This window comes from Phaeobacter sp. JH20_02 (genome assembly GCF_048056915.1).
GTDB classification, from domain to species: domain Bacteria; phylum Pseudomonadota; class Alphaproteobacteria; order Rhodobacterales; family Rhodobacteraceae; genus Phaeobacter; species Phaeobacter bryozoorum.
The window spans coordinates 436,368-455,542 of sequence record NZ_JAYMVP010000028.1 but is presented as its reverse complement, the minus strand read 5'-3'; the positions used below and the strand labels follow the sequence as shown (position 1 = coordinate 455,542).

The 19,175-nt window shown below is 61.8% G+C and carries 17 protein-coding genes and 5 tRNA genes; 16 read left to right on the top strand and 6 right to left on the bottom strand.

Features of this window, described 5'->3' with window-relative positions; all coding sequences use genetic code 11:
* Positions 1–177 precede the first annotated feature (177 nt).
* From tgt to lon, 4 genes are all read left to right on the top strand, one after another.
* Positions 178–1,308 (top strand): tRNA guanosine(34) transglycosylase Tgt, encoded by a 1,131-nt coding sequence (tgt, locus tag VWY34_RS16260; protein WP_416538975.1) that lies wholly within the window; start codon positions 178–180, stop codon positions 1,306–1,308.
* A 140-nt stretch (positions 1,309–1,448) separates the two neighbouring features.
* Positions 1,449–1,601: a hypothetical protein gene (locus VWY34_RS16255; protein ID WP_416546218.1), complete on the top strand. Its 153-nt coding sequence runs from the start codon at positions 1,449–1,451 to the stop codon at positions 1,599–1,601.
* A 145-nt stretch (positions 1,602–1,746) separates the two neighbouring features.
* Positions 1,747–2,415, top strand: coding sequence for a hypothetical protein (locus VWY34_RS16250; protein WP_416546216.1), 669 nt, complete (start codon positions 1,747–1,749; stop codon positions 2,413–2,415).
* A gap of 235 nt (positions 2,416–2,650) precedes the next feature.
* Entirely contained in the window at positions 2,651–5,065 is a 2,415-nt protein-coding gene (gene lon / locus VWY34_RS16245; RefSeq protein WP_416535159.1) for an endopeptidase La, read from the top strand.
* Positions 5,066–5,240: 175 nt separating this feature from the next.
* Here the strand turns inward: lon and VWY34_RS16240 are convergent, their stop codons facing one another.
* The 3 genes from VWY34_RS16240 to VWY34_RS16230 form a co-directional block, all read right to left on the bottom strand.
* Complete coding sequence (locus VWY34_RS16240; RefSeq protein ID WP_416546214.1) at positions 5,241–5,399, bottom strand: hypothetical protein; 159 nt, start codon at positions 5,397–5,399, stop codon at positions 5,241–5,243.
* On the bottom strand, positions 5,377–5,649 hold the full coding sequence (locus VWY34_RS16235; protein WP_416546212.1) for a YrhK family protein: 273 nt from the start codon (positions 5,647–5,649) through the stop codon (positions 5,377–5,379). Before VWY34_RS16235 ends, VWY34_RS16240 begins: the two co-directional genes overlap by 23 nt.
* 292 nt (positions 5,650–5,941) lie before the next feature.
* Complete coding sequence (locus VWY34_RS16230) at positions 5,942–6,997, bottom strand: Leu/Phe/Val dehydrogenase (RefSeq protein WP_416539810.1); 1,056 nt, start codon at positions 6,995–6,997, stop codon at positions 5,942–5,944.
* 129 nt (positions 6,998–7,126) lie between these two features.
* Here VWY34_RS16230 and VWY34_RS16225 point away from each other — a divergent pair, with 129 nt between their 5' ends.
* The 8 genes from VWY34_RS16225 (at position 7,127) to VWY34_RS16190 (ending at position 9,846) form a co-directional block, all read left to right on the top strand.
* A complete protein-coding gene (locus VWY34_RS16225) occupies positions 7,127–7,582 on the top strand; it encodes an Lrp/AsnC family transcriptional regulator (protein WP_340545927.1) in 456 nt (151 codons plus the stop codon).
* 101 nt (positions 7,583–7,683) lie between these two features.
* A tRNA-Val gene (locus tag VWY34_RS16220) sits at positions 7,684–7,758 on the top strand.
* A gap of 148 nt (positions 7,759–7,906) precedes the next feature.
* Positions 7,907–8,476 (top strand): histidine phosphatase family protein, encoded by a 570-nt coding sequence (locus tag VWY34_RS16215; protein ID WP_416536883.1) that lies wholly within the window; start codon positions 7,907–7,909, stop codon positions 8,474–8,476.
* Between the two features lie 77 nt (positions 8,477–8,553).
* Positions 8,554–8,629: transfer RNA gene (locus tag VWY34_RS16210), tRNA-Val, on the top strand.
* Between the two features lie 147 nt (positions 8,630–8,776).
* Positions 8,777–9,148 carry a hypothetical protein gene (locus VWY34_RS16205; protein ID WP_340545925.1) on the top strand — a complete coding sequence of 124 codons (372 nt, stop codon included), beginning with the start codon at positions 8,777–8,779 and terminating at the stop codon, positions 9,146–9,148.
* 330 nt (positions 9,149–9,478) lie between these two features.
* Positions 9,479–9,555 (top strand) — tRNA-Asp (locus VWY34_RS16200).
* Between the two features lie 50 nt (positions 9,556–9,605).
* Positions 9,606–9,682 (top strand) — tRNA-Asp (locus VWY34_RS16195).
* Positions 9,683–9,769: 87 nt separating this feature from the next.
* Positions 9,770–9,846, top strand: a tRNA-Asp gene (locus tag VWY34_RS16190).
* Between the two features lie 125 nt (positions 9,847–9,971).
* Here the strand turns inward: VWY34_RS16190 and VWY34_RS16185 are convergent.
* Positions 9,972–11,363: a M20/M25/M40 family metallo-hydrolase gene (locus VWY34_RS16185; protein ID WP_416546210.1), complete on the bottom strand. Its 1,392-nt coding sequence runs from the start codon at positions 11,361–11,363 to the stop codon at positions 9,972–9,974.
* Positions 11,364–11,686: 323 nt separating this feature from the next.
* Here VWY34_RS16185 and hemA point away from each other — a divergent pair, with 323 nt between their 5' ends.
* From hemA to ispG, 3 genes are all read left to right on the top strand, one after another.
* A complete protein-coding gene (gene hemA / locus VWY34_RS16180; RefSeq protein ID WP_340545923.1) occupies positions 11,687–12,910 on the top strand; it encodes a 5-aminolevulinate synthase in 1,224 nt (407 codons plus the stop codon).
* 131 nt (positions 12,911–13,041) lie between these two features.
* Positions 13,042–14,265, top strand: coding sequence for a helix-turn-helix domain-containing protein (locus tag VWY34_RS16175; protein WP_416546208.1), 1,224 nt, complete (start codon positions 13,042–13,044; stop codon positions 14,263–14,265).
* A gap of 209 nt (positions 14,266–14,474) precedes the next feature.
* Entirely contained in the window at positions 14,475–15,596 is a 1,122-nt protein-coding gene (gene ispG, locus VWY34_RS16170; protein ID WP_416539806.1) for a flavodoxin-dependent (E)-4-hydroxy-3-methylbut-2-enyl-diphosphate synthase, read from the top strand.
* 177 nt (positions 15,597–15,773) lie between these two features.
* Here ispG and VWY34_RS16165 read toward each other — a convergent pair whose 3' ends face one another.
* Positions 15,774–16,562 carry a DsbA family protein gene (locus tag VWY34_RS16165; protein ID WP_416534240.1) on the bottom strand — a complete coding sequence of 263 codons (789 nt, stop codon included), beginning with the start codon at positions 16,560–16,562 and terminating at the stop codon, positions 15,774–15,776.
* On the bottom strand, positions 16,559–17,947 hold the full coding sequence (locus VWY34_RS16160) for a M48 family metalloprotease (protein WP_416546206.1): 1,389 nt from the start codon (positions 17,945–17,947) through the stop codon (positions 16,559–16,561). The genes VWY34_RS16165 and VWY34_RS16160 overlap by 4 nt, the downstream gene beginning before the upstream one ends.
* On the opposite strand from VWY34_RS16160, the gene VWY34_RS16155 reads away from it, so the two are divergent.
* Entirely contained in the window at positions 17,946–19,094 is a 1,149-nt protein-coding gene (locus VWY34_RS16155; protein WP_416546204.1) for a pyridoxal phosphate-dependent aminotransferase, read from the top strand. The two genes, VWY34_RS16160 and VWY34_RS16155, sit on opposite strands and share 2 nt — an antisense overlap.
* Positions 19,095–19,175: the final 81 nt, after the last annotated feature.

Genomic DNA, 19,175 nt, shown 5'->3' with positions numbered 1-19,175 from the left:
CTTTGGCGCGGGCTGCGGTCATGCAGGCTTGAAAACCGCGCCGGGATAAGGCACATCCGGCAGGCTCTGCCGGTATGGTCCCGGATCGCGGCGGAGCAGGGTTCAGGTGGCAGATGATCCCGTAGGAAATTCCCCGCAGCGGCGGGACCCCGCACAAGACAGCCCAAGGAAGAGAACATGGCGCCGAAAATCTCATTTGACCTGAAAGCCACCGATGGCAAGGCCCGCACCGGTGTCATCAATACGCCGCGCGGCGAGATCCGCACGCCTGCGTTCATGCCCGTGGGCACGGCCGCAACGGTGAAGGCAATGCTGCCGGAGAGCGTGCGTGCGACCGGGGCGGATATCCTGCTGGGCAATACCTATCATCTGATGCTGCGCCCCACGGCAGAGCGGATCGACCGTCTGGGCGGCTTGCACAAATTCATGAACTGGGAGCGGCCGATCCTGACGGACTCGGGCGGGTTTCAGGTGATGTCGCTGGCGGGTCTGCGCAAGCTGACGGAAAAGGGTGTGACCTTCAAAAGCCATATCGACGGATCCAAACATGAGCTGACGCCGGAACGGTCGATGGAAATCCAGCGCCTGCTCGGTTCGGACATCGTGATGTGTTTTGACGAATGTCCGGCGCTGCCTGCGGACCGCGACCGGATCGCCGAGTCGATGCGCCTGTCGATGCGTTGGGCGGAGCGCTCGCGCGAGGCCTTTGGCGACCGTCCGGGCCATGCGCTGTTCGGCATTATGCAGGGCGGGCTGGAGCAGGATCTGCGCGAAGAAAGCGCCGAGGCGCTGAAGAAGATCGGATTCGAGGGCTATGCGGTTGGCGGCCTGGCAGTGGGCGAGGGGCAGGAGGCGATGTTTGACTGTCTTGATTATGCGCCCGGTTTCCTGCCTGAGGACAAGCCGCGCTATCTGATGGGGGTGGGCAAGCCTGATGATATCGTCGGTGCGGTGGCCCGTGGTATCGACATGATGGACTGCGTGCTGCCATCGCGCTCGGGTCGCACGGGGCAAGCGTTTACCCGCTACGGTGTGGTCAATATCAAGAACGCCCGCCACCAGGATGACCCGCGCCCGCTGGATGAGCAGTGCAGCTGCCCGGCGTGTTCGAACTATTCCCGCGCCTATCTGCACCATGTGTTCCGCAGCAACGAGATGATTTCGGGGATGCTGCTGACCTGGCATAACCTGCATTACTTCCAGGAAATCATGGGCGGCATGCGGGACGCGATTGCTGCGGGCACCTTCGAGGCCTGGCAGAAGGATTTCCACGACACCCGTGCCGAAGGCGATATTGAGCCATTGTAGGGGCCAGCAAGGGGGATGCGCCCGGATTGTCGAAAACTTGAGCGAATGTTCATCGGCGGGTCCTGCCCTGAACACGTTTGCGCCACAAATCAGCGGTGATCTGTCAATCAGGCACATAACGACCCAAGCGGAGAGATCCGATGAATGACACCGCTTCGACTGGACTGGCGCATTGTTCGCTGATGATTTTGCTGGCGGCGGGCGTTGCTGTTTTTGCGCTTTTGGACCATGGCGGATCCTATGGGGAGCAGCCGGGGTCGCTGGCGCATCTGACGTCGGCCGCGCAGCGGTAAGGATTGCCAGAGCACGACTGCACCCAAGGCAACGGCCTGATGTCGTGCGCTTTTTGCTGCGATCTTTGGTAGGGATGATCCCGGTCCGCGTTCACCGGTTATGAAGACCTCGCTGCTAGATTCCGCCAAAACGGGAAGGGTCGCGATGAGCTGGTTTCAGTCATGGGGGAGCGTGGTGCTGCTGGGCGGCCTTGTGGCTGCCTCTGGCGCTGTGGCGCAGTCGGATCAGGCAGCTAAGGCGCCGGGATCTCTGGCCGAGGCCTCCAGTTTTTTCAAGGCACCACCGCTTGATGGCTGCCGGATCGCATTTGACGATCTGATCAAGGGCGGCTCCAAAGCGCTGCGGGGCCAGTGGTTTGTGCAGAAGGGGCCGGGGGAGACCGGGCTGCCGGTTGGCGGCCGCGTCGATATGCAACCGCTGCCGCAGCGCGCGGGTGAGGTGCTGACACTGAGATTTCGCAATGGCCGTCTGGTGGCGGATTCTGCCGTGTCCGGGGTGATCCCCATCGGCGTGCTGGACCGGGCGCCACCTGAGCCGGGCACGGGGCTGAGGGCCGAAAGCGTCGGCCGCGGCGATCTGGCGGATGGTGCGGAGGTCTTCTTCGATGAGCTGGGCGTGGGGCGGCTGCCCTGCGGGGTGGAGCAGATGCTGCAACTGAGGCTGCAATCAGAACGCGACACCGGCACCGGAGACGTGTTGCGGCAGGATATCCGTCTGTTCCTGATTGATCAGACCCGGATGAGCGGCACCTACCGCGAAACCGGACCGGGTGGGCGGCTGGAACGCGGGGTGATCACCCTGATGCGGCGCTGATGCTGCGGGTTCGGTCATCGGCGGAGGCTGCCGCGCGCGGCCTTCACCATTTGCTCACCCTAGCTGCATTTGCGCCCTTGTGGTCCGGGCGCGCTGCGGGCAATGTGACACCAAACATTGAGGCACGGCGGTTGAAATCCCAACACCGCTGCACCAGATAAACAGCCAATGAGGAGACGCGCCGAAGCTGCCGATAATCGGGGCGGGGGCGTCTTGCCAAACCAAAGGACCGAGTATGCAAGAGCCACTCAATTCATCCTACCCCGTCCTGCCGCTGCGCGATATCGTTGTGTTCCCGCATATGATCGTGCCGCTGTTCGTCGGGCGGGAAAAATCGGTGCGTGCCCTGGAAGAGGTGATGACCGACGACAAGCAGATCCTGCTGTCCAGTCAGATCGACCCGGCGGAAGATGATCCGCAATCCGATGGCATCTACAGTGTCGGCGTGCTGGCCAATGTGCTGCAGCTGCTGAAACTGCCCGACGGCACCGTGAAGGTGCTGGTCGAAGGTCATGCGCGGGTGAAAATCACCGAATATCTGGACAACGACAACTTCTTTGAAGCGCGCGCGGAGTATCTCAGCGAGATTCCCGGCGATGTCACCACCGTGGAGGCGCTGCTGCGCACGGTCGGCGATGAGTTCGAGCGTTATGCCAAGGTCCGCAAGAACATCCCGGAAGAGGCGCTGAGCGCCGTTGGCGAGACCACGGAACCGGCCAAGCTGGCCGATCTGGTCGCCGGTCATCTGGGGATCGAGGTCGACAACAAACAGGATCTTCTCGAAACCCTGTCGGTGAGCGAACGTCTGGAGAAGGTCTATGGCCTGATGCAGGGCGAGCTGTCGGTGCTGCAGGTCGAGAAGAAGATCAAGACCCGCGTCAAATCCCAGATGGAGAAGACCCAGCGCGAATATTATCTGAATGAGCAGATGAAGGCCATTCAGAAGGAGCTGGGCGACAGCGAGGACGGTTCTAACGAAGTCGCCGAGCTGGAAGCCAAGATTGCCGAGACCAAACTCTCCAAAGAGGCGCGCGAAAAGGCCGAGGCCGAGCTGAAGAAGCTCAAGAACATGTCGCCGATGTCGGCGGAAGCCACGGTTGTGCGCAACTATCTGGACTGGATTCTGGCCCTGCCCTGGGGCACCAAATCCCGCGTGAAGAAAGATCTGAGCCGGGCGCAGGATATTCTGGACGCCGATCACTACGGGCTTGAGAAGGTCAAGGAACGTATCGTTGAATATCTCGCGGTGCAGCAGCGCTCGGCCAAGCTGAAGGGGCCGATCCTCTGCCTTGTTGGCCCTCCGGGTGTCGGCAAGACCTCGCTGGGCAAATCGGTGGCCAAGGCAACCGGTCGCGAGTTCATCCGCATTTCGCTGGGTGGCGTGCGCGACGAGTCCGAGATCCGCGGTCACCGCCGGACCTATATCGGCTCCATGCCCGGCAAGATCATTCAGGCGCTGAAGAAGGCCAAGACCACCAACCCGCTGATCCTGCTCGATGAAATCGACAAGATGGGGCAGGATTTCCGGGGTGATCCGGCATCGGCGATGCTGGAGGTGCTGGACCCGGAACAGAACGCGACCTTCATGGACCACTATTTGGAAGTGGAATATGACCTGTCGAACGTGATGTTCCTGACCACCTCGAACAGCTACAACATGCCGGGGCCGCTGCTGGACCGGATGGAGATCATTCCGCTGTCCGGTTACACCGAGGATGAAAAGCGTGAGATCGCCAAGCAGCACCTGATTTCCAAGCAGGTGAAGAACCACGGTCTGAAGGCCAAGGAATTCGAACTCACCGATGAGGCGCTGACCGAGATCATCCGCACCTATACCCGTGAGGCGGGGGTGCGGAATCTGGAGCGTGAGATCGCCAAAGTGGCGCGGAAATCGCTGACCAAGATCGTCAAGAAAGAGGCGGAGAGCGTTTCTGTCACGCCTGAGAATCTGGATGAATTCCTTGGGGTTGCGAAGTATCGCTATGGTCTCGCCGAGAAGGAAGATCAGGTCGGTGTTGTCACCGGTCTTGCCTATACTTCGGTCGGGGGTGAGCTGCTGAGCATCGAGGCGCTGCGCCTGCCGGGCAAGGGTCGGATGAAGACCACTGGCAAGCTGGGCGATGTGATGAAAGAGTCGATCGAGGCGGCTTCAAGCTATGTCCGCTCGATTTCGCCGCAACTTGGGGTGAAGCCGCCGAAATTCGACAAGCTGGACATCCACGTCCACGTGCCGGATGGCGCAACGCCGAAGGACGGCCCAAGCGCGGGTCTGGCCATGGTGACGGCGATTGTCTCGGTGCTGACTGGGATTCCGGTCCGCAAGGATATCGCCATGACCGGCGAAGTGACGCTGCGCGGCAATGCGACCGCGATTGGCGGTCTGAAGGAGAAACTGCTGGCCGCGCTGCGCGGTGGTATCAAGACGGTGCTGATCCCGCAGGAGAATGAGAAAGACCTGCCGGATATCCCGGATAACGTGAAGGAGGGGCTGGAGATCATCCCCGTCAGCCACGTCTCCGAGGTGCTGAAACATGCGCTGACCGATACGCCCGAACCCATCGAATGGGATGAGGCGGCAGAAGAGGCCGCCGCCGCTGCCAAGGCAGCATTGGGTGTTCCCGAGGATGGCGCCAGCGCCACCGCGCATTGATCCAGGCCACGGGTGCTGCCCCTAAGCTGTTGAGATCAATCCGCAATAGGTAACAATAGATGGGCGTCCCTTATCCGGGGCGCCCATCTGCCTTATGTCCTGTGAGATGCGCTTGCGACCTTCTTGAAGCAGGCGACCTGTCGGTTCGTCGACGGTGGGAAGAGGAAGAAATAGATCAGTTCGCCGCATTGTTGGGCCGCTTGATTGCCGAAGCAGGGGATACGCTGGCCTGATACGACAGGGCGACGAGAAACCGGTTGTTGGCCGGTCCGCCGGGCGGTGGCTTGGCGGAGACGCGGGCGCGGGCCGTGTCATTGGCGGGTGATATCGTCATAATCGCCAAGTCGCAGATAGGCGTATTCACGGTAGAGTTTGATCGTCGGGCGCAGGCCGAAGAGGATGGATCCTACCAGAAACAGCCATGTGCCGGGGGTGACGGTTGCGTCGTTGAAGAACAGGATCGAACCTATCACAAACAGCACCGCAGCGGAGACATCGACCATCGTGTAGACGATTTCACAATAGGCGTAGATCTTCTTGTGGCGGTCGCTGCGATTGCGATTGTCGGGGTGGAACAGGGCCATCATGTCCTCCGTCGGTCTGTGTCGGCTGCTTTTACCCTAACGCGCGGGGGGAGGATTGGTTCAAAGGGGATCTTCATAGCGGCAGTCAGTGCCTCTCAGGGGTTCCCCGCAGGCCTCGCAAGAAAAAGGGCGACCGCAAAGGGCCGCCCAAATCAGGTTTTATTATTGTTTTCCCGAGGTTTCGGGTTCTTCCGTCTGGCGCCCGCTCTTATTCGGCGGGCTTGATCCAAGGCGCTGCATTGGGCAGCGCATCTTGGATGTTCGGGGCGGGCGACAGGGTCGCGATGCCGGGTCAGGCCGCTTTAGGCGCCATTTTTGCCTGCACGGTGGCGATGGCCACGGCGTCGGGGCTGACGTCATCGGCGGTGGCCTGCTTCAGGATTGCCGCCATGGTGACCTCCAGCGCCTCAAGCCGTTCGGCCACAAAGCTGTTGCGGTTGCCGATTTTCAGGATCTCGGTGGCGACATTGATAATGCCGCCGCCATTGGCCACGAAATCGGGCGCGTAGAGGATGCCGCGTTTGTGCAGTGCGGCTGCATCCTCGGCCGAGGCCAGCTGATTGTTGGCACCGCCTGCGACCAGGGCAACCTTCAGCTGCGGAATGGTTTCGCTGTTGAGGATGCCGCCGATCGCGCAGGGGGCAAAAATATCGGCCTCCACCGCGTAGATCTCATCGGGGGCGACAGCAGTGGCGCCAAAGGCGGCAACTGCGCGTTCAACCTGTGTGCTGTTTACATCGGTGACGATCAGCTTGGCGCCGGCCTTGTTGAGAAAATCGCAGAGATACCAGCCGACATGGCCCAGGCCCTGAACCGAAACAACCCGGTTTCTGAGGTCGATCTGACCTGTCTTATGCGCCCAGGCGGTGCGGATCGCATTGAAGATGCCGCGCGCCGTGATGGGTGAGGGGTCACCGGAGGCATATTCACCATCGGCAAGCCCGGCGACGGAGCTGGTTTCCTCGGCCAGGATGGCCATGTCCGCGGGGCTCATGCCCATATCCTCGGCGGTGATGTAACGCCCGTCCAAGCTGTCGATGGCGCGGGCAAAGGCGCGCAGCAGCTCCGGGGTTTTCTGGGTGGCGGGATCGCCCATAATCACCGCCTTGCCGCCGCCAAGCGCGAGGCCTGCTGCGGCGTTTTTGTAGGTCATGCCTTCGCTCAGGCGTTTGACATCGGTCAGCGCGTCATCGGCGCTGGCGTAGGGGCGCATCCGCAGCCCGCCGGCCGCCGGGCCAAGCAGGGTGGAATGCACGGCGATAAAACCGGTGAGACCAACCGAGGCATCCTCGACGCGGTAGATTTCTTCATGTGTCGAGGTGGCGACGGGGGTGATTGTGGCTGTCATCTTTGGATTGCTCCTCCATTTCACCGCAGAATACCGCCACGCAACCGCCGGTTTCCTCCAAAATGCGTCGCAGTTATTGATGCTGTTGGTGGTTTTCCCTAATATCGGGCCAAAATTAGGGGGAAACACGTGGATAAGATTGATCGCAGGATTCTGGCCGCCCTGCAGGAGAACGGTCGGATGAAGATCGCCGAGCTGGCGGAGAGAGTCGGCCTCTCTGCGACGCCCTGTGCGCGGCGGGTCGCCAATCTGGAGGACAGCGGCGTGATTTCGGGCTATTCAGCGCGGGTCGATCAGGCCGAGGTTGGCCTGCCGGTCACCATCTTTGTCGCGGTGGAGCTGGAACGCCAGTCCAGCGAGGGATTGCAGGCCTTTGAGGCGGCGGTGCGGCGGTTCGATCAGGTGATGGAATGTTATCTGATGACCGGCAGCCGCGATATTCTGCTGCGGGTCGTGGCGCAGGATCTGACCGATTTCGATCAGTTTCTGGAGCATCGTCTGATGCGGGTCCCCGGCATTCGCAACACCCGGTCCAGTTTTACCCTGCGCACGATGATCTGCCGCAATGTGCTGCCGCTGGAGTAGGAGGGGGCAGCGCCCGTGCGGCGCAAAAATCGCAGCGCAGCGGGATTTTTCATCACCCCCCTCTTGCAGCGACGCGCGACCGGCGGTATGACCGCCGCCAAGGGTGATTAGCTCAGTGGTAGAGCGCTTCGTTCACATCGAAGATGTCAGGAGTTCAAATCTCTTATCACCCACCATCCTCCTTTTGCAGTGCCGATTAGCTGACCTCTGCGTCTTGTGGTGCGGACGTGGTGTCGCGTTTCGCGCTTGGTTCTTCTCAGGCCGGAGAAACCTGTCTAGATGTTTAGGCAAGGGCCCGAGGGTCGGGCATCAACGAGGGCGGGCATGGACTATCCGAAGATCTGGTTTCTGCGGCATGGGCAGACGGAATGGAACGCCGAAGGGCGCATTCAGGGACAGCTGGAATCGCGGCTGAGTCCGCTGGGGATTGAGCATGCGCAGCAGCAAGCGGGGCTGATGGCGCCGATTCTGGCACAGGGGCCTGCCTGCTATGTCTCGCCGCTGGGGCGGGCGCAGCAGACGGCGCAGATCGCGCTTGGCGGTCAGCCCTATGTCACGGACGCCCGGCTGGCCGAGGCGCAGGCCGGCGTGTTTCAGGGCATGACCCGTGCCGAGGTCGCGGCTGAATACCCGGATATCTACGCCGCCAACCCGCTTAATCTGGATTTGTTCTGTGCGGCGCCACAGGGCGAGGGCTTTGCTGCGTTTCAGGCCCGGATCACGGATTTCCTGACCGGGCTGAGTGAGCCGACCGTTGTGGTGGCGCATGGGCTGTGGGGGCAGGTCCTGCGCGGGGTGATCTGCGGCTTGTCGCGCGCGGAAATGGCCGCCTTGCCCAATGAACAGGGCTGCATCTACGAGTTGTCGCAGGGCATGGAGCGGGTGCTGCGCTAGGGGCGGGAATTTTTTCGCAGATTTTTGCGATTTGCCTCTTGCGCAGAGCGCGCGCATTCTCTAAATCCGCGCTCACCGGGTCGTTAGCTCAGTTGGTAGAGCGCTTCGTTTACACCGAAGATGTCGGGAGTTCGAGCCTCTCACGACCCACCATCCCCCCCTTGAATTCCATATCAATAAGCTCTGCCAGCGCCAAAGTTGCGAGACATATGGTTTCGCAGTAGGCTCATGTCGCTCCTTCGGTGAATTGCCCGCCGGAGGGGAGTTTTTTTACCGAGTATATGACGTGGAGTTTATGTCGTGAAATATTTTGCAATCCTTTCAGTCGTGGTCTCTGTCCTGTTCTGTCTGCCCGCAGCGGGGCAGGCCGGGTCCTACAAACCAATCAAGACCGAGGCGGAGTTTCTCGCTCTTGTCGGTGGCAAGACCCTCAGCGCCGATTGGGGCAGTATGCAGATCCTGCCCAACGGGAAAATCAAGGGAAAGACCAACCAGGGCAAGCTGGTTGGCGCCTGGCAGTGGAATGGCGCCCTGTGGTGCCGCAATGTCCGCATCGGCAAGCAGCCGGAGCGGGGGACGGACTGCCAGAAAATCGGTGTCTCTGGAAATCAGATGCAGTTTATCCGTGAGCAGGGCCGGGGCGCGGCCGTTGTCATGGTGATCTCCAACTGATCAGGACTAACCGCTGGCGCGGCTCTGGTACGGCGCGCCATCGGTGCTGTCTGCGGCACCTTGCGGCTGGATGGCGCTGTTGTTGTCGCCGCGTGGCTCCGTGATCCGCGGATCTGAGGTTGGCTGTGATTTTCCTGATCGATTATCCCTGGTGTCCGGCGGGACGCCAGATGGGAATTTCGGAAAAACAATGGGTTAGGCGGTAATTTGGCGGTGGCTTTGTTTTTTTTCACGGAAACCGGAGAAAATGCCAAAACACCGCTTGACGATCCCTCGGTGCTGCGAATATTACAGCCCAACATTCAGCGGCGACGTTGGATGGAACAGCAAGCGGTTGTAGCTCAGTTGGTTAGAGTACCGGCCTGTCACGCCGGGGGTCGCGGGTTCGAGCCCCGTCAACCGCGCCACTGCTGTCCGCCCCGGATCCGGGTTAAGGGATCCAGATGAAAGTAAATGCGCGGTTGTAGCTCAGTTGGTTAGAGTACCGGCCTGTCACGCCGGGGGTCGCGGGTTCGAGCCCCGTCAACCGCGCCACTTTCATACGATGCCCTGTCGTTCAGGGTCCGCCCCGGAGGGGATATATAGGTCAGGCTGCTGCCTGATTTGCCGAAAGGCCCATGCGCGGTTGTAGCTCAGTTGGTTAGAGTACCGGCCTGTCACGCCGGGGGTCGCGGGTTCGAGCCCCGTCAACCGCGCCACTTTCTCCCCTAAATTTGTGGATGAACGCTCCCTGCTTCGGCGGGGTTTTTGCGTTTGTGGGGGGCGTTACTGTGATTGCCCCGTCGAGATGTGGTGCGCGCCGGAACGCACACCACTGGCCTTGTTATTTCGTGGTCAAAGCATCCAGCACCCGCGCCCAGGAGCGAATACCTTTGTGGAAGCTTTCCAGATCGTATTTCTCATTTGGGGAGTGGATGGCGTCATCTTCATTGGCAAAGCCGATCAGCATCGCATCCATACCGAGGATGGATTTGAAGAAGCCGGCAATGGGGATCGAGCCGCCCATGCCGCAGAATACGGCTTCGCGGTTCCATTCATCCGACAGCGCACCGCGGGCGGCTTCGAACTCAGGGCGGGCGATATTCATCACCGAGGCACGCGAGCCCTCCAGGTCATTGTCCCAGACCACCTTGCAGTCAGGCTTCAGCCGGTCTTCGACATGTTTGCGGATCTTCAGGCGCAGCGCATCCGGGTCCATGTCGCCGACCAGACGGCAGGTGATCTTGCAATGCGCCTCAGACGGGATCACGGTTTTGGAGCCGGCACCGTTGTAGCCACCCCAGAGGCCGTTCACCTCCAGCGTTGGGCGGGCCCATTGCTGTTCCAGAGCCGAGCGGTCCTTTTCCCCGTGGGCCTGAGTATAGCCTGCGTTGGAGAGATAGTCCTTTTCATCAAAGCCGCAGCCTTCCCACTGGCGCAGCTGCTCTTCCGGCACCTCATGCACGCCCTCATAGAAGCCCTCAACCGCGACCTTGCCGGTGTCTTCGTCATAGAAGGACGCGACGATGCGGCTGATTTCGCGCAGCGGGTTGAGGCCGGGGCCGCCGTAATGGCCGGAATGCAGGTCGATGCGCGGGCCGATCAGGGTGAGCTCATCCTTCAGCATGCCGCGCAGCTGCGAGGAAATCGACGGCACCCCGCGCGACACCATCGAGGTGTCGCAGATCAGCGCCAGATCCGCTTTCAGCTCGGCTGCGTGCTGTTCCATGAAGGGCACGAGAGAGGGCGAGCCGCTCTCTTCCTCGCCCTCAAAGAAGAAGGTGATACGGCAGGGCAGGGTGCCATTGACCGCCTGCCAGGCGCGGCAGGCTTCGACAAAGGTCATCAGCTGGCCCTTGTCATCCGAGGCGCCACGGCCGCGAATGACGGTGCCGCGCGCGGTCTCTTCCAGCTGCGGCTCAAACGGGGGGGTGGTCCAGAGGTTCAGCGGATCCACCGGCTGCACGTCGTAATGGCCGTAGAACAGCACATGCGGCAGCGCCTCATCCTGAGGGCCGACGTGACCCACCACCATCGGGTGGCCGGGGGTGACGCGCTTTGCCGCCTCGATGCCGATGGATTGCAGATCCGCCACCAGCCAATCGGCAGCCTTGTCGCATTCGGCCTTATAGGCGGGATCGGTTGAGATCGACTGGATGCGCAGCAAATCCATCAGCCGCTGCGTCGCGGCATCAAGGTCGCTGTCAATCCGGTTCAGGACGTCGTTCAAGGACATGGTCAGGGGGCTCCTGCAATTGATGATTGGCTCGCCGCGAAGCCTAACAGTGCCCGTCGGCAGGGGCCAGAGGCCGCCCACCTGTGATGTGCCAGTGATAAGCCTGTGATATGCGTCGGTTTGTAGCGTCAAACGGGCGTTACAATTCTTGCTGCCGTCGGCGCAAAGGTCTATTTGACCTGCATCAAGGCTGGACCGGCCCCTTCACCGTATTTGATTGATCAAACGGAGGGATCGGGTTATTTATTCGGTAACGTGAATATATCAGCCCGACCACAGCTCGCGCCAGATCCGCTGGTGCCAACTATGCCATGGAGATGCCGGTGGACTATACCGCGAAACTCGACCAAGCGATTGCTCAGCTTCACACCGAAGGTCGCTACCGGACATTTATTGATATCGAACGGCAGAACGGTCAGTTTCCACATGCGGTCTGGACCCGTCCCGACGGCAGTAAACAGGACATAACGGTCTGGTGCGGCAACGATTATCTGGGCATGGGTCAGCACCCGGTTGTGCTGGAGGCAATGCATGGGGCCATTGATGCCACCGGTGCAGGCTCCGGCGGCACCCGCAATATCTCGGGCACCACGGTCTATCACAAACAGCTGGAAGCCGAGCTGGCGGACCTGCATCAGAAAGAGGCGGCGCTGCTGTTCACCTCGGCCTATATCGCCAATGATGCCACGCTGAGCACGCTGCCCAAGCTGTTTCCCGGTCTGATCATCTTTTCCGATGCGCTGAACCACGCCTCGATGATCGAAGGTGTGCGGCGCAATGGCGGGGCCAAGCGCATCTTCCGCCACAATGATGTTGCGCATCTGCGGGAGCTGCTGGCGGCGGCGGATCCTGCGGCCCCCAAACTCATCGCCTTTGAATCGGTCTATTCCATGGATGGCGACTTTGGCCCGATTGCCGAGATCTGCGACCTGGCTGATGAATTTGGCGCGCTCACCTATATCGACGAAGTTCATGCGGTTGGCATGTATGGCGCGCGCGGTGGCGGTGTGACCGAACGCGACGGGCTGATCGATCGCATCGACATTGTGAACGGAACCCTGGCCAAGGCCTTTGGCGTGATGGGCGGCTATATCGCCGCATCGGAAAAAATGTGCGATGCCATAAGATCTTATGCGCCGGGCTTCATCTTTACCACGTCGCTGGCCCCGGCGGTAGCGGCAGGGGCGGCGGCCTCGGTTGCGCATCTGAAGACGGCGCCGGAACTGCGCGAACAGCACCAGTTGCAGGCACGGATCCTGAAGATGCGGCTGAAGGGGCTTGGCCTGCCGATCATCGACCATGGCAGCCATATCGTGCCGGTGATCGTCGGCAACCCGGTCCATACCCAGAAGCTGAGCGACATGCTGTTGTCGGATCACGGGATCTATGTGCAGCCGATCAACTTCCCGACAGTGCCGCGCGGCACCGAGCGGCTGCGCTTTACCCCATCCCCGGTACATGGTCCCAAAGAGATTGACGCCCTGGTCAAGGCAATGGATGGGCTCTGGTCGCATTGTGCGCTGAATCGTGCCGAAATGGCGGGCTGAATCATAGCGCTGTGTCAAAATGGTAAGATTGTGGTAGTATGACCATAATCAAAGGGCGCAGGCGAATCGCATTCCGCGGATCCATGACGTCCTGAATGTCGAATGCGGCAGGCTAAAATGGGACAGCAGGCATGATCGGGCGCCTTACTCAGCGCAAATCGAAGACGCACGACGAATCGCCAAGGCCTCGCAGCTTTGATGATTACGAGCTTCGGTTGGGTGACATTATGCGCGGTGAACGGGCCACGATGGGCAAGTCGCTGCTGGATGTCCAACGTGAGCTGCGGATCAAAGCCTCCTACATCGCCGCGATTGAGAATTCTGACCCGACTGTCTTTGACACGCCGGGTTTTATTGCGGGTTACGTGCGCTCTTATGCGCGCTATCTCAATATGGATCCCGACACCACATTTGACGCCTTCTGCCAGGAAAGCGGTTTCCAGGTGGCCCATGGCATGTCCGCCGAGGCATCAGTGCGCAAATCCGCCGGGAAACCGATTGCAACCGGCATGGGTGGGCTGCGCAGCGATGCCTTCACCTCTCCCAATACTCCCTTCGTACCCGCAGCCAGCAGCGTCTTCAGCCAGATCGAGTTGCGCGCGGTGGGGTCGCTTGCGGTGCTGGTGGCGCTGATCGGCGGCATTGGCTACGGCGGTTGGGCGGTTCTGAAAGAGGTCCAGCAGGTGCAGATGGCGCCGGTGGATCAGACCCCCATCGTGCTGGCTGATCTGGATCCGCTGGCCGGGGCTGCCCGCGAGGGGAATGCCCAGAACGAAGATCCCGCACTTGAGGCGCTGGATCGGCTCTATCGCCCACAGGCGCTGGACGTGCCGGTCATGGTGCCGCGCGACGGCCCGATCGCGACGCTTGATCCACGCGGCTTCGGCAATTTTGTCATGCCGGAGCTGCCCTCGGTTGCGCTGGCAGATGCCAGCCTCAGCACGGCAGCACCGCTGCCCGCCATGCCGCAGGTCGTGGAAGAGACCGCGCCCGCGCTGCAGATGGTCGCCGTGCGCCCGTCCTGGGTTCAGGTCACTGCCGTGGATGGCAGCGTGATCTTTGAAACCATCATGGAGCCGGGTCAGCATTTCGAAATTCCCGCCACCGAAGAAGCACCGCTGCTGCGCACCGGCGAGAGCGGAGCGATTTACTTCGCAGTGAACGGCGCCCATTACGGACCGGTCGGCGAACGGGGGCAGGTGACGAAGAACGTCGTGCTGTCCTCCGATGCGCTCACCGAACGGTTTGCGCTGGCCGATCTGAGCGAGGATCGCAACAGCGCACTGGCCACGCTGGTCGCTGAATTGCAGGCCAGCAGCCTCACCGTTCCCGTGACCGAGACCACGGGCGAATAGGCCCCGTCCGGCCCGGATGTTTCCACCCGGGGCGTCGGACCTGCCTCTGACGTACAGCTGACCTTTCTGAGCCCGGGCCTCCCTCATGGGCCACGCGGGGTGATTGCGACATCTGGCCTGCGACCTTCAGGATTGCCCGCCTCCCATTGAAGCTGCGCGAGACTGCGCGTATCTATGCCCGGAACCCTGAACAGCGCGGACCGGACCTCATGTCGATCAACCACATTCGCCCCTGGCGCCACATCGAACGCCGCAAGAGCCGCCAGATCCATGTCGGCAATGTGCCTGTGGGTGGCGATGCGCCGATTGCGGTGCAGACGATGACCAATACGCTGACCACGGATGTTGCCGCGACGGTGGCCCAGGTGCAGGCCGCAGCGGAGGCTGGCGCCGATATCGTCCGGGTCTCGGTCCCGGATGAGGCCTCCTCCAAGGCACTGAAGGAAATCGTTCGCGAAAGCCCGGTGCCTATCGTTGCCGATATCCATTTCCACTACAAACGCGGCATCGAGGCCGCCGAAGCTGGCGCTGCCTGCCTGCGCATCAACCCGGGCAACATCGGGGATGAAAAACGCGTGGCCGAAGTGATCCGCGCGGCCCGCGACCACAATTGTTCGATCCGCATCGGCGTCAATGCCGGTTCGCTGGAAAAACACCTCCTCGACAAATACGGCGAACCTTGCCCGGAGGCGATGGTGGAGAGCGGTCTGGATCACATCCGTATCCTTCAGGATCACGATTTTCACGAGTTCAAGATCTCGGTCAAAGCCTCCGACGTTTTCATGTCCGCCGCCGCCTATCAGCAGCTGGCCGAGGCAACCGATGCGCCGATCCACCTTGGCATCACCGAGGCCGGGGGCTTTGTCTCCGGCACCATCAAATCCGCCATCGGCCTCGGCCAGCTGTTGTGGATGGGCATCGGTGACACGCTGCGGGTCAGCCTCTCCGCCGATCCGGTGGAAGAGGTGAAAGTGGGCTTTGAAATCCTGAAATCCCTCGGCCTGCGCCACCGTGGCGTCAATATCATCTCCTGTCCCAGTTGCGCGCGTCAGGGGTTTGATGTGATCAAGACGGTGGAGGCGCTCGAAAAGCGCCTGGAACATGTGAAGACCCCGATGAGCCTCAGCATCATCGGCTGTGTGGTGAATGGCCCGGGCGAGGCGCTGATGACAGACGTGGGTTTCACCGGCGGCGGCGCGGGAGCCGGCATGGTCTATCTGGCCGGCAAGGCCAGCCACAAGATGTCCAATGATCAGATGGTGGATCACATCGTCGAAGAGGTAGAGAAAAAGGCGGCTCAGCTGGATGCAGAGGCCGCCGCGGCGGAATAGATCCGCGACCACCAACTGACAACGAGATGAGCAAAAGGGCGCTATGATGACATCAGCGCCCTTTTCTCGTGTCTGTTTCGCCCGTCATCTTTCCAGAAATACTCCGGGGGTCTGGGGGCTGGCCCCCAGTCCGCCCTGCATATAGGGGGCAACCTGCGTCACACCCCCAGAAAAAGATCAGCTGCGGTTCTCGCGGATCTCGGCGACCATGATTTCCATCTGATCGGCGGGCAGGTAGCCACGCAGCAGCTCATCGCCGAGGACAAAGGTCGGGGTGCCCGAAATCGCCAGCTGCTGGGCCAGCGCGCGGGTTTCCTGCAGCTGACGGGCAATCTCGGGATCTGACATCCGCGCGAGGATCGCATCGGCGTCCAGATCCAGCCCCTCTGCCAGACGGCGCAGCGTGCCTTCGTTCGGCTCGCCTCCGAGGGTGATCAGCGCGTCATGCACCATCTTGTAGGCTTCATCCCCGGCGACCATCTTGGTGGCGATCGCAAACCGCGAGGTCAGCACGGAAGCCTCGCCGAGGATCGGGAATTCCTTGATGATCAGGCGGATATTGCCATCGCCGGAGACCAGTTTTTCCACCTCTGGCGCGGCGCGGCGGCAGTAGCCGCAGCGGTAGTCCATGAATTCGACCAGCGTGATATCGCCCTCGGGGTTGCCGCCGACCCAGGAAAACCCGTCATCATGCAGCGCGGTCATATTCTCGGCCACCAGCGCATCGTCGCGGGCGGCCTCATCGGCGGCCTGCTGCTGTTCCAGCTTGTTGACAGCCTCCAGGATCACTTCCGGGTTCTCCAGCAGATAGGCACGCACCTCGGCGCCAAAGGCGGCGCGTTCCTCGGCGCTCATCTTGCCGAGGTCGAGCGCCGAAGCGGCAGGAGCGATCATCAGCCCAAGCGACAGGGCGGCCGCCGACAGAACAGGCAGCGCCGGGGCGGGAAGGCGGGCAATACGGGTCATCTCGATTTCCTTTTTTCGTGTTGTTCGGCGGCAATCAGCACATCTTGTGCACGTCGCCAGGCAGGGGATCCGGTGGGCAGCTGCGCGGTGGCCCGTTTGGCATGGAGACCCGCATCCTTCAGCCGACCCTGTAGCGCATAGCGCTCGGCGGTGGCCAGTGCTGCCATGCCGGACTGGCCAAGTTTCGCGTAGGCCTGCGCCATGTCCCGCAGCATGTTGGCGTTGCGGAAATCCTGCGCGCGGGAGGCCTCAAGGGATTTCAGCGCCGCTTTCGGCTGGCCCGCCGCCAGTTGCGCGCGTCCAAGGCTGGCGAGGATCAGCGGATCACGCCCCGCCTTCTGAACGGCCCGGCCATAGGCGGCAAGTGCCGGCTGCCAGCGGCGGTTCTCCATCAGGATCTGGCCTTTCAGCTCCTGAAAATAGGGATCGGAGGGGCGGATCGCGAGGGCGCCGTCGATGGCGCGCAGGGCCTTGTTCAGATCGTTGCGACGGTGATGGGCGATGGCTTCGCGCATCAGGCGCACATCCTTGTAAGGCTCATCCCCGATCCGGCGCAGAGTCCATTTGGGTGACCGGGTAAAGGCTGACAGCTTGCCGCGCACCCGCGCAAACCAATAGATCGCGTTGGCATCGGGTTTGGCGCTGTCACCGTGGCTCGCCAGATAGGCCTCGGCGGCGCGGATCCGGTCGCGGCTGAGCGGATGCGAGCGCATATAGGGATCCTGATTGACCGGGCTCAGCAGCTCTTGCCCGGCAAAGATCTTATGCACATCGACCAGTCCGCGCGGGCTGACACCGGCCCGTTGCAGGATGCCTGCGGCGGTGCGGTCGGCAGAGGCTTCCTCGGCGCGGGTATGAGCCAGAAAGCCGCGCAGCGCGGAGGATTGCGTGCCAAGCGCGATTCCGGCGGCGGCTTCCCCGGCGCCAGCGGCAGCCGCCAGCACCGCAAGAGCTGCGCCAAGCCCCGCCGCAGATCGCGCAGAGCGCATGTTCTGCATCCGCCGGGACAGGTGGCCATTGGTGATATGCGCGGCCTCATGGGCGATCACGGCCTGCAGCATCTCGGGGCGGTCCACTTTCAGGATCAGCCCGTAATGTATGAAAATCGTTTGGGAATCGATGACGAAAGCATTGAAGGAGCCGTCATTGACCACCAGCACCCGCACCCGTTTGGCATTCAGCCCGGCGGCGCGCAGCACCGGGGCTGCCAGCTCGTTCAGTCCGTGTTCGATATCAGGATCGCGCAGCAGCGAGATCGAGGCCGCCTGCGCCGCGGGGGCCAGTGACCCCGCGACGAAACACAGCGCGGCAAGGGCCAGAGCCGGGATTGACGCGAGGCGGGAGAAGCGGTCAAAGGTCATGGCCGCACCATGGGAGATCAACATGCGAAACTCAAGCCGGTCCAACGTGGATCCCTTCATTGTGATGGATGTGATGGACGCCGCACGCCGGGCCGAGGAAGCTGGACGCCATATCATTCATATGGAGGTGGGCCAGCCCTCAACCGGCGCGCCGGATGCCGCGCGCAGGGCGCTGGCGGAGGCGCTGGATCGCGACAGCCTCGGCTATACGGTGGCGCTGGGTCTGCCGGCGCTGCGCAAGCGGATCGCGCAGCTATATGGCGACTGGTACAATGTTGATCTGAATCCGGAGCGGGTGGTGATCACGCCGGGCTCTTCGGGGGCGTTCCTGCTGAGCTTTACCGCGCTGTTTGACAGTGGCGACCGGGTCGGCATCGGTGCGCCGGGCTATCCCTCCTACCGTCAGATTCTGCATGCGCTGGGGCTGACGCCTGTTGATATCGAAACCTCGCTTGATCACCGCCTGCAACCGGTGCCGCAGGATCTGGCGGGGCTGGATCTGGCGGGTCTGATGGTGGCCTCACCGGCCAACCCGACCGGCACCATGCTGGACCGGGATGCGATGGCGGCGCTGATTGATGCGGCCCAGGGGCAGGGGGCGGCCTTTATCTCGGATGAGATTTATCACGGCATCGAATATGAGGCGAAAGCGGTCACCGCACTTGAGGTGACTGATGAGTGCTATGTGATCAATTCCTTTTCCAAATATTTCTCCATGACTGGCTGGCGCGTGGGCTGGATGGTGGTGCCGGAAGACCACGTACGGGTGGTCGAGCGCATCGCGCAGAACATGTTCATCTGCGCGCCTCATGCCAGTCAGGTTGCCGCGCTTGCGGCGATGGACTGCGGTGCGGAGCTGGAGGAGAATCTGGCGGTCTATGCGCGCAACCGAGCGCTGATGCTGGAGGGGTTGCCAAAGGCCGGGTTTGACCGGATCGCGCCACCGGACGGGGCGTTCTACGTCTATGCGGATGTTTCCGAGCTGACCAATGACAGCCGCGCCTTTGCCAAGGAGATCCTGGATCAGGCCGGGGTGGCGGTGACGCCGGGGCTGGATTTCGATCCCAAGCGCGGCGCGACCACCCTGCGGTTCTCCTATGCGCGGTCGACGGCGGATATCGAAGAGGGGCTGGCGCGGCTCATGAGCTTTATGGAGCAGCGTCGGGTCTGAGAGCGCGTCGCGAAAGGGCAGGCCGTGCGGGGCAAGCGGATGAGGCTGGCAATCAGGCCTCGCGATGGCTTAGTCTTTGGC

What these genes read in the sequence shown, in the direction of transcription:
- tgt (WP_416538975.1), top strand. Translation starts at nt 178, where the DNA reads ATGGCGCCGAAAATCTCATTTGACCTGAAAGCCACCGATGGCAAGGCC.
- VWY34_RS16255 (WP_416546218.1), top strand. Translation starts at nt 1,449, where the DNA reads ATGAATGACACCGCTTCGACTGGACTGGCGCATTGTTCGCTGATGATT.
- VWY34_RS16250 (WP_416546216.1), top strand. Translation starts at nt 1,747, where the DNA reads ATGAGCTGGTTTCAGTCATGGGGGAGCGTGGTGCTGCTGGGCGGCCTT.
- lon (WP_416535159.1), top strand. Translation starts at nt 2,651, where the DNA reads ATGCAAGAGCCACTCAATTCATCCTACCCCGTCCTGCCGCTGCGCGAT.
- VWY34_RS16240 (WP_416546214.1), bottom strand. Translation starts at nt 5,399, where the DNA reads ATGACGATATCACCCGCCAATGACACGGCCCGCGCCCGCGTCTCCGCC.
- VWY34_RS16235 (WP_416546212.1), bottom strand. Translation starts at nt 5,649, where the DNA reads ATGGCCCTGTTCCACCCCGACAATCGCAATCGCAGCGACCGCCACAAG.
- VWY34_RS16230 (WP_416539810.1), bottom strand. Translation starts at nt 6,997, where the DNA reads ATGACAGCCACAATCACCCCCGTCGCCACCTCGACACATGAAGAAATC.
- VWY34_RS16215 (WP_416536883.1), top strand. Translation starts at nt 7,907, where the DNA reads ATGGACTATCCGAAGATCTGGTTTCTGCGGCATGGGCAGACGGAATGG.
- VWY34_RS16185 (WP_416546210.1), bottom strand. Translation starts at nt 11,363, where the DNA reads ATGTCCTTGAACGACGTCCTGAACCGGATTGACAGCGACCTTGATGCC.
- VWY34_RS16175 (WP_416546208.1), top strand. Translation starts at nt 13,042, where the DNA reads ATGATCGGGCGCCTTACTCAGCGCAAATCGAAGACGCACGACGAATCG.
- ispG (WP_416539806.1), top strand. Translation starts at nt 14,475, where the DNA reads ATGTCGATCAACCACATTCGCCCCTGGCGCCACATCGAACGCCGCAAG.
- VWY34_RS16165 (WP_416534240.1), bottom strand. Translation starts at nt 16,562, where the DNA reads ATGACCCGTATTGCCCGCCTTCCCGCCCCGGCGCTGCCTGTTCTGTCG.
- VWY34_RS16155 (WP_416546204.1), top strand. Translation starts at nt 17,946, where the DNA reads ATGCGAAACTCAAGCCGGTCCAACGTGGATCCCTTCATTGTGATGGAT.
- VWY34_RS16160 (WP_416546206.1), bottom strand. Translation starts at nt 17,947, where the DNA reads ATGTTGATCTCCCATGGTGCGGCCATGACCTTTGACCGCTTCTCCCGC.